Origin of the sequence: Cupriavidus sp. UME77, assembly GCF_014170355.1 — a bacterium.
GTDB classification, from domain to species: domain Bacteria; phylum Pseudomonadota; class Gammaproteobacteria; order Burkholderiales; family Burkholderiaceae; genus Cupriavidus; species Cupriavidus basilensis.
In genome coordinates, this window is sequence record NZ_LZZU01000089.1 from 1 (window position 1) to 8,112 (window position 8,112).

Consider the following 8,112-nt stretch of genomic DNA (forward strand, 5'->3'; position numbering starts at 1 on the left):
GGAGGGCGGGTAGCCTTCCCGTTGACAACGGGAAAGCGTCAGAACTTGTGGCGCAGGCCCACACCGAAGGTGTCGCCGTGCGACAGGTCGGTGATCTTGTCGTAGAAGTAAGCGGCGTAGACGTCGGTGCGCTTGGACAGGTTGTAGTCGTAAGCGACCGCCACCGTGTTGCGCTTGAAGTCCGCGACCGAGTTCTTGGTCTTGTCGTAGGCGTAGGACGCCAGGATATTGCCATTGCCGACCGGCACCGAAACGCCGACCTGGCCGTTGGTGTGCTTGATGTCGCCGTTGACGTTGTTGTTGATGTCCGACTTGATGTACTGGCCTTGCGCGAACAGCTTGACGATCTTGAAGTCGTAGCTCACGCCGCCCTGCACGGCATTTTGCTTGCTGAAGCCGACCAGCAGCGGGCTGGTCGACGCGGTCACGTCACCCGGCGTGCTGTCGAACTTGACTTGCTGGAAGGCCAGCGTGGCAGCGAACGGGCCGTTGAAGTACATCAGGTTGCCGCCCCACTTGTTCTGGCCTGTTGCGCCAGCTTTCTCGCCGAACGAGTAGATCACGTTGGCGGTCAGGCCGCCGAAGTTCGGCGTGGAGTACAGCAGCGAGTTGTTCCAGCCCGAATCGCCGATGATGCCCGGGTCGTTCACGCGGGCCGTGGAGGCGCCGAAATAGGTGTGGAACACCATCGGCGAGAACACGTAGGAGTCGATCAGCGGGTTGAACAGGATGGTCGACACGAAGTAAGGCGTGGTGTTGCGGCCCAGCTTGATGGTGCCCAGCTTGTCGTTCTGCAGGCCCACGAATGCATTGCGGCTGAACATCGAGTCGCCGTTGAAGCGGCCCGAGGAGCCACTGTCGGTGCGGAAGAAGCCGTTCAGGTCGAAGATGGCCTTGGTGCCGCCGCCCAGGTCTTCGGTGCCCTTGATGCCCCAGTACGAGGTCTGCATGCCGCCCGAATTGGCGACATAGGCGCGGTTGGCGGCGCCGACGTTCTTGACACCGCCGACGAACATGTCGGCCTGGCCGTACAGCGTGACGCTGGATTGCGCCATGGCCGCGCCGCTGAAAAGGGCTGCCGCCATCGCTGCCAGCTTGAGGGCCGGCTTGATCTGCTTATGCATTGTGGGTTTCTCCGTGGTTGATCCGTTGCGTTCTTTGTGTACTGGGTCCCTGACGGGTTCTATTAGCTTTCTTTGCTCTACGAGCTTGATTTGGTGCCAGGCAGGCGCCGGACCTGGGCTCGGTCCGGCCTCTGCCCGTTACAGCAGCATGGGTAAGTCAGTGGTAAACCGGTGGTAAATCGGTGGTGCGGCAGGGGTAACGCAGGGCTAACGAACCAGCTGCTTTTTTGGCTCAGCCGGATACTAAGTCGTTCAGGCGGAATTGCGCAATGCGGTGGATCTGGTTGATGCAAGTTTGCAACTCTGCGGCCGGTTCGTTGTTCACGCGCCTTGCGAACTCGCCGATGATGCCGGCGCGGTCGTAGCCGCGCACCGCCAGGATGAAGGGGAAGCCGAATTTCTCGTTGTACTGGCGGTTGAGCGACTGCAGTTGTTCGAATTGCGCCGCGGAGCACTGGTCCAGGCCGGCGCCGCTTTGCTCGCGGGTGGATTCGGCGGTCAGCTCGCCGCGCACGGCGGCCTTGCCGGCCAGCTCCGGGTGGGCGCGCACCAGCTTGATCTGGGCGGCATCGCCCGCGCCGTCCACGATGGCGCGCATGGCGTCGGCCAGCGCGGCAGCATGGGCGAAGGGGCGCTGCGCGGCGGCGGCTTGCGCCACCCACGCGGAGTGTTCATAGATCCCGCCGAGCGCCTGGATGAAGTCGGCGGCCGGCAGGGCGTTGAGTTGGTCGAGGGTGTAGGTCTGGCTCATGGTTCGGCTTATCGTTCGGCTTAGGCGTGGTTCTGTGCGGAGTAGGGATGGGTTTCGGCCCAGTGGCGCGCGATATCCACGCGCCGGCAGATCCAGACCTTGTCGTGTCCCTGCACGTAGTCGAGAAAGCGCTGCAGCCCGCGCATGCGGCCCGGGCGGCCCAGCAGGCGGCAGTGCATGCCGACCGACAGCATCTTGGGGCGGTCCAGCCCCTGCGGATCGCCCTCGGCGTAGAGCACGTCGAAGGCGTCCTTGAGGTACTGGAAGAACTGCTCGCCGGTGTTGAAGCCTTGCGGCGTGGCAAAGCGCATGTCGTTGGAGTCGAGCGTATAGGGCACCACCAGGTGAGGCTTCTTCTCGCCGCCGGTGACTTCCACCTCGGTCCAGAAGGGCAGGTCGTCGCCGTAGTAGTCCGAGTCGTACAGCAGCCCGCCGTGCTCCACCACCAGGCGGCGCGTGTTGGGGCTGTCGCGGCCGGTGTACCAGCCGAGTGGCAGCGATCCGGTCAGCTCCTTGATGATCTGCATGCCGATGCGCATGTGCTCGCGCTCGGTGGCTTCGTCCATGCCCTGGTAGTGGATCCAGCGCCAGCCGTGGCAGGCGATCTCATGGCCGAGCGCGACGAACGCGCGGGTCAGCTCCGGATGGCGCTGCAATGCCATTGACACGCCAAAGATCGTCAGCGGCAGCCCGCGCTGCTCGAACTCGCGCAGGATGCGCCAGACGCCGGCGCGCGAGCCGTACTCGTACACGCCCTCCATGCTCATGTGGCGGTCGGGGTAAGCCGCCGCGCCGATGATCTCGGAGAGGAACTGTTCGGAGCCGGCATCGCCGTGCAGCACGTTGTTTTCGCCGCCCTCTTCGTAGTTGAGGACGAACTGCAGCGCAATGCGCGCGCCGCCCGGCCAGCGGGCGTGCGGCGGCTGGCTGCCGTAACCGATCAGATCGCGTGGATAGTTGTGGCTTGTCATCAGGGTCATGGTTCTTCAGGAAACTGTGCCGGCCGCCGCCGGCTGGACTTATTCCGTGCCGTGCGAGTTGGCCGCGGCGTTGCGCATGGCTTCTTCACGCGACTGGATGCCGTTGAAGAAGACATTGAGCACGACTGCCACGATGGTGCCCAGCACGATGCCGCTGTGGGTGAACGGGTCGGTCCACTTGGGCAGGTACTGGAAGAAGGTCGGCGCCAGCGTCGGGATCATGCCAAAGCCGATCGAGATGGCGACGATGAACAGGTTGAAGCGGTTGCGGTTGAAATCGCACGAGCCCAGGATGCGGATGCCGGTGGCGGCCACCATGCCGAACATCACGATGCCGGCGCCGCCGAGCACGAACTGCGGCACCGAGGCCACGATGTGCGCCATCTTCGGGAACAGGCCCAGGCCGATCAGGATGATGCCGCCGGCCACCGCCACATAGCGCGAGCGCACGCCGGTCACCGTCACCAGGCCCACGTTCTGCGAGAACGAGGTGTAGGGGAAGGTGTTGAACACGCCGCCAATCACGGTGCCAAGGCCATCCGCACGCAGGCCGCGGGTCAGGTCCTCGTTGGACAGGCGCTTGCCGGTGATGTCGGCCAGCGCGAGGAACATGCCGGTGGATTCCACCAGCGTGATCAGCATCACCACGCACATCGACAGGATGGCCGGAAGGTCGAAGGTCGGGATGCCGAAGTGCAGCGGCGTGATCAGCGCGATCGCGCTGGCGTCGCTCAGGCCTTCGAAGGAGACTTTGCCCAGCGCCATCGCCACCAGGGTGCCGATCACGATGCCAAGCAGCACCGCGCAGTTGGAGATCAGGCCGCGGCCATACTTGCTCAGCAACAGGATCGCCACCAGCACCAGCGCCGCGATGCCCAGGTTGCCCAGGTCGCCATAGGCGAGGTTTGGCACATCCTTGACCACGCCGTCGATCACGGCACGGGTGGTGGGCTGGCCGCCGGCCGCCCAGTTGATGCCCACCCGCATCAGCGACACCCCGATCAGCGTGATCACCGTGCCGGTGACGACTGGTGGGAACAGCCCCAGCATGCGTCCCATCAGCGGCGCCACCAGGATGCCGAACACCCCCGCGGCAATCACCGCGCCGTAGATGCCCAGCAGGCCCACGTTGGGGTCGGAGCCGATGGCGATCATCGGCGCCACCGAGGCAAAGGTCACCCCCATCATGACCGGCATGCGGATGCCGAACTTCCAGAAGCCGAACGCCTGGATCAGCGTGGCCAGGCCCGCCGCGAACAAGTCGGCATTGATCAGGAAGGCGAGCTGATCCTTGGGCAGCTTGAGCGCGCCGCCGATGATCAGCGGCACCGCGACGGTACCGGCATACATCACCAGCACGTGCTGCAGGCCGAGCGCAAGCAGCCGGCCCGAAGGCAGCCGCTCGTTGGTTTGGTCCGTTGTGACCGTGGTGCTAGCGCTAGTCATGGATGTGTCTCCTCTCCTTTGGATTTGATGGGAACGCTGCCGGGCGGGGTGGCTCTCGGTATGTGACTCCGGCTTCGCGCATCGTCGGGGACGCGTTTCTCATGAGCAGGAATCGGGCCTTGGCCGCAGGTTGGCAGCGGGAACAACCTGCTAGGTGGAGTGACCCAGCACGCTGCGAAGATCGAAATTGCCCGGTTCATCGGGCTGCACGCGGTCGGCGCAAGCGCCGAGATGGTGCGCCATGCGGCTCTGGGCCAGGGCGGCATCGCCCTGTTCCAGTGCGTCGAGGATCTCTTCGTGTTCGTCGAATGAGCAGGCGTTATTGCCCGGCGCCTCGACGCTGGCGATCATCAGCGTGGTGCGCGACACCAGCCGGCGCATCATGGTGACCAGCAGCGCGTTGCCCGAAAGCTCGGCCAGCGCGGTATGGAACTCGGCCGACAGGCGGATCCACTTGGGCCGCTCATTGGTGAGGAAGGCCTGGCGCTCGGCCTGAACCATCTTGCGCAGCGGCGCGATCACGCGCTTGACGTCGCGCATGCCGGCGAGCTTCTCCAGCACTGCGCGCTCCAGCATCTGGCGCAGCTCGAACATGTCGTGCGCCTCGTCGGTGGAGGGGCTGGCGATGAAGGCGCCGCGGTTAGGCTCCAGGTCCACCATGCCGTCGGCGGCCAGGTGCGCCAGCACCTTGCGCACCGTGTGGCGCGCGGTGGCATAGATTTCGCACAGCGAGTGCTCGGTCAGCTTGGTGCGCGGGGGCAGACGGTGCTCCATGATCGCGTCATAGATCTCGTGATACATGCGCTCCTCGACGGAACCCTTGCGCGCGGGCTTGATTTCGGTCGGGGCGGCGGTGTCATCGGCACCGGCGATCAGCTTGAGACTCTTGGACATCTTGGCACCAGCGTATCGGTGAGGAGGGGAGCAGCGCGCCGTGTAAGCGGGGTGAAGCAAGGTGGCGCGCCCCAAAAATTGTTGACAATTATTTGGTTGGCACGGCAATATTGTCAACAAAACCGAGCTAGGTTTTCGACAAGTCAGGGTAATTCCTGAGTTGCCATCCGGAGTGGTGCGAAGCATTGTCGCCATGCACCAGTCCAGCGCCGGGATGCGTTAGAAATACGTACCGAGCGGGCACCATTCCCACAAATGGTGCTAGTGAAGGCAGCGGCGCCTCTCACAACCCAAAGCCCTAAGGAAGAACAGGATGGGACGCTTGACCACACATGTACTCGACACCGCAGCCGGCACGCCCGGCGCCGGCATGTCGATTACCCTGCATAAAATTGTCGACAATCGTAAGGAGACGCTGAAGACAGTCGTCACCAACCACGATGGCCGTTGCGACCAGCCCCTGCTGGATGGCGACACCATGGCGGTCGGGGTGTACGAACTCGAATTCGGCGCCGGCGATTATTTCCGCACCCAGGGCACCAAGCTGCCCGAGCCGGCTTTCCTCGACGTGGTGACGCTGCGTTTCGGCATTGCCGACACCAGCGCGCATTACCACGTGCCGCTGCTGGTCTCCCCCTGGTCGTACTCGACCTACCGTGGCAGCTAAGCGCGGCAACGGGCAATAAAGGAGACAAGACATGGAAGGCTATATCCTCGACTGGGCCAATCTGCTGCTGCGCTGGGTGCACGTCATCACGGCGATCGCGTGGATCGGTTCCTCGTTCTATTTCGTCTGGCTGGACAACAGCCTGACCCGTCCCGACGACCCCGACCTGCAGGACAAGGGCGTGGGCGGCGAACTGTGGGCCGTGCACGGCGGCGGGTTCTACAACCCGCAGAAATACCTGAGCGCGCCCAAGACGCTGCCGGAGAACCTGCACTGGTTCTACTGGGAGTCGTATTCCACCTGGATGACCGGCTTCGGCCTGCTGGTGGTGCTGTACCTGTTCAACGCCAGCACGTTCCTGATCGACAAGAACGTGATGGACATGTCGCCGGGCGCGGCGATCGGGTTTGCGCTGTCGTATCTTGGCGTGGGCTGGGTGGTGTACGACTGCATCTGCCGCGTGTTCGGCAAGAGCGACCGCACCGTCGGCATCCTGGTGGCGATCTACGTGGCGCTGGCCGCGTTCGTGGCCTGCCACGTGTTCTCCGGCCGCGCGGCATTCCTGCTGACCGGCGCGATGATCGCGACCATCATGAGCGCCAACGTGCTGGTGTGGATCATCCCGGGGCAGCGCAAGGTGGTTGCCGCGCTGCGCGCGGGCGACCCGGTGGATCCGGTGCATGGCAAGAACGCCAAGCAGCGCAGCGTGCACAACACGTACTTCACGCTGCCGGTGCTGTTCGCCATGCTGTCGAACCACTACAGCATGACCTACAGCTACAAGTACAACTGGGCCGTGCTGGTGCTGATCATGCTGGCCGGCGTGCTGATTCGCCAGTTCTTCATCCTCAAGCACAAGGGCAAGATCAACGTCGCATGGCCCGCCGCCGGCGTGGCCGTGCTGGCGGTGGTCGCGGTGATGATCGCGCCGGTGCCGCGTGAGGCGGTCGCCAGCAAGGACGGTGCGGCTCCCGCGAAGGTGAGCTTCACCCAGGTGCAGGAAGTCATCAATTCGCGCTGCATCCAGTGCCATGCCGCGGCGCCAAAGTTGATGCCGAGCGCCGCCAAGGGCATCAAGCTCGATACCGCCGACGAGATCAAGGCGCATGCGCAGATGATCTACCAGCAGGCGGTGCAGCAAAAGGCCATGCCGCTTGGCAACGTCACGCAGATCACGGATGACGAGCGTGCGTTGCTGGGCCAGTGGTTTGAGGCTGGCGCCAAGACGACCAACTGATTTGATGGGGATCGACGGGCCCGGCCGAGAGGCGGGTCTGTTATCGGGCATCGGTGATCGCTCTTGCTTGGTTGGTTGCTGTTTTTTTGGGCGGTGTTGGCTTTTGGACCCAAGAGCCATACGACATCTCCCTTGCGGGGTTGGTCGCTGTTTCTTTGATCGGTGTTGGCTTTTGGACCCAAGTGCCATACGACATCCCCCTGCGGGGGCTGCCGGTCACTTTTCTTTGACCGGCAAAGAAAACTAACGAAAAGAAAGCCGCCCTGCCGGGAGCAGAGCAATAAGGCTGTTTGGGCCTCGGTGGTTGCGTCGTACGGCCCGGAGTGTTGGCTGGCGAATCCTACCGGCCCCAAGGACATCATTTCTGCATGACCAATGGGTTACGTCGTGCAGCCCCTGACCTCGCTTGCGGTGATCATTCCCACATCTGCCGTTCGCGAGGCGAAGTGCTGCGCCGTTTCGGGTGTGGCTGGTTTCGTGGTTTTGTCTTGGAGGACGAGCGCGGTGATGTCCGAACGTGTGTGAGCGCGGCCCTCGCGGACGGGCCACGGTGCCCACCACGAAACCAGAGGGGGGTGAAGCAAGGTACCGCTCGCGCCGGTACGGCAGGGCATCAAATGGCCGGGCGCCCGCCGCCAGAGACAAAACCACGAAACCACCGAGGCAGGCAGGATCGTGGTGCTGCGCACCGCGAACGGCAGATGCCAGAACGCGCACCGAGCAAAGCGATCAGGGGCACCACCACGTGACCATAGGGTCATGCCGTAGCGATGACCTCCAAGCCGGTTGGGCACGCCAGCCAACACTCCGGGCCGTACGACGCAACCACCGCCCCACATAAGCCTTATTGCTCTGCCCCCGGCAGGGCGGCTTTCTTTTCGTTAGTTTTCTTTGCCGGTCAAAGAAAAGTGACCGGCAGCCCCCGCAGGGGGATGTCGTATGGTTTTTGCGTCCAAAAGCCATCGCCGCTCAAACAAACAGCGACCAACCCCGCAGAGCAACGTCGTATAGCC

At 63.6% G+C, this 8,112-nt stretch carries 7 protein-coding genes; 2 read left to right on the forward strand and 5 right to left on the reverse strand.

Annotated features, from left to right (window positions below; translation table 11 throughout):
• Nucleotides 1–38: 38 nt before the first annotated feature.
• The 5 genes from A9975_RS33705 to A9975_RS33725 all read right to left on the reverse strand — a co-directional run bounded on the left by A9975_RS33705 (nt 39) and on the right by A9975_RS33725 (nt 5,195).
• Complete coding sequence (locus tag A9975_RS33705; protein ID WP_150986225.1) at nt 39–1,124, reverse strand: porin; 1,086 nt, start codon at nt 1,122–1,124, stop codon at nt 39–41.
• 232 nt (nt 1,125–1,356) lie between these two features.
• The gene (uraD, locus tag A9975_RS33710; RefSeq protein ID WP_183036532.1) at nt 1,357–1,875 is read right to left on the reverse strand and encodes a 2-oxo-4-hydroxy-4-carboxy-5-ureidoimidazoline decarboxylase; all 519 of its coding nucleotides are present in this window, start codon (nt 1,873–1,875) and stop codon (nt 1,357–1,359) included.
• A gap of 20 nt (nt 1,876–1,895) precedes the next feature.
• Nucleotides 1,896–2,846 carry an allantoinase PuuE gene (puuE, locus tag A9975_RS33715; RefSeq protein WP_183036534.1) on the reverse strand — a complete coding sequence of 317 codons (951 nt, stop codon included), beginning with the start codon at nt 2,844–2,846 and terminating at the stop codon, nt 1,896–1,898.
• A 48-nt stretch (nt 2,847–2,894) separates the two neighbouring features.
• A complete protein-coding gene (locus A9975_RS33720; protein WP_043344656.1) occupies nt 2,895–4,301 on the reverse strand; it encodes a nucleobase:cation symporter-2 family protein in 1,407 nt (468 codons plus the stop codon).
• A 150-nt stretch (nt 4,302–4,451) separates the two neighbouring features.
• Nucleotides 4,452–5,195 (reverse strand): GntR family transcriptional regulator, encoded by a 744-nt coding sequence (locus A9975_RS33725; RefSeq protein WP_150986223.1) that lies wholly within the window; start codon nt 5,193–5,195, stop codon nt 4,452–4,454.
• A gap of 313 nt (nt 5,196–5,508) precedes the next feature.
• On the opposite strand from A9975_RS33725, the gene uraH reads away from it, so the two are divergent.
• Nucleotides 5,509–5,862 (forward strand): hydroxyisourate hydrolase, encoded by a 354-nt coding sequence (uraH, locus tag A9975_RS33730; protein ID WP_043344662.1) that lies wholly within the window; start codon nt 5,509–5,511, stop codon nt 5,860–5,862.
• 31 nt (nt 5,863–5,893) lie between these two features.
• Nucleotides 5,894–7,099, forward strand: a complete 1,206-nt coding sequence (locus A9975_RS33735) for a urate hydroxylase PuuD (protein WP_183036533.1) — start codon at nt 5,894–5,896, stop codon at nt 7,097–7,099.
• Nucleotides 7,100–8,112 lie beyond the last annotated feature (1,013 nt).

What these genes read in the sequence shown, in the direction of transcription:
- A9975_RS33735 (WP_183036533.1), top strand. Translation starts at nt 5,894, where the DNA reads ATGGAAGGCTATATCCTCGACTGGGCCAATCTGCTGCTGCGCTGGGTG.
- A9975_RS33720 (WP_043344656.1), bottom strand. Translation starts at nt 4,301, where the DNA reads ATGACTAGCGCTAGCACCACGGTCACAACGGACCAAACCAACGAGCGG.
- puuE (WP_183036534.1), bottom strand. Translation starts at nt 2,846, where the DNA reads ATGACAAGCCACAACTATCCACGCGATCTGATCGGTTACGGCAGCCAG.
- A9975_RS33725 (WP_150986223.1), bottom strand. Translation starts at nt 5,195, where the DNA reads ATGTCCAAGAGTCTCAAGCTGATCGCCGGTGCCGATGACACCGCCGCC.
- uraH (WP_043344662.1), top strand. Translation starts at nt 5,509, where the DNA reads ATGGGACGCTTGACCACACATGTACTCGACACCGCAGCCGGCACGCCC.
- uraD (WP_183036532.1), bottom strand. Translation starts at nt 1,875, where the DNA reads ATGAGCCAGACCTACACCCTCGACCAACTCAACGCCCTGCCGGCCGCC.
- A9975_RS33705 (WP_150986225.1), bottom strand. Translation starts at nt 1,124, where the DNA reads ATGCATAAGCAGATCAAGCCGGCCCTCAAGCTGGCAGCGATGGCGGCA.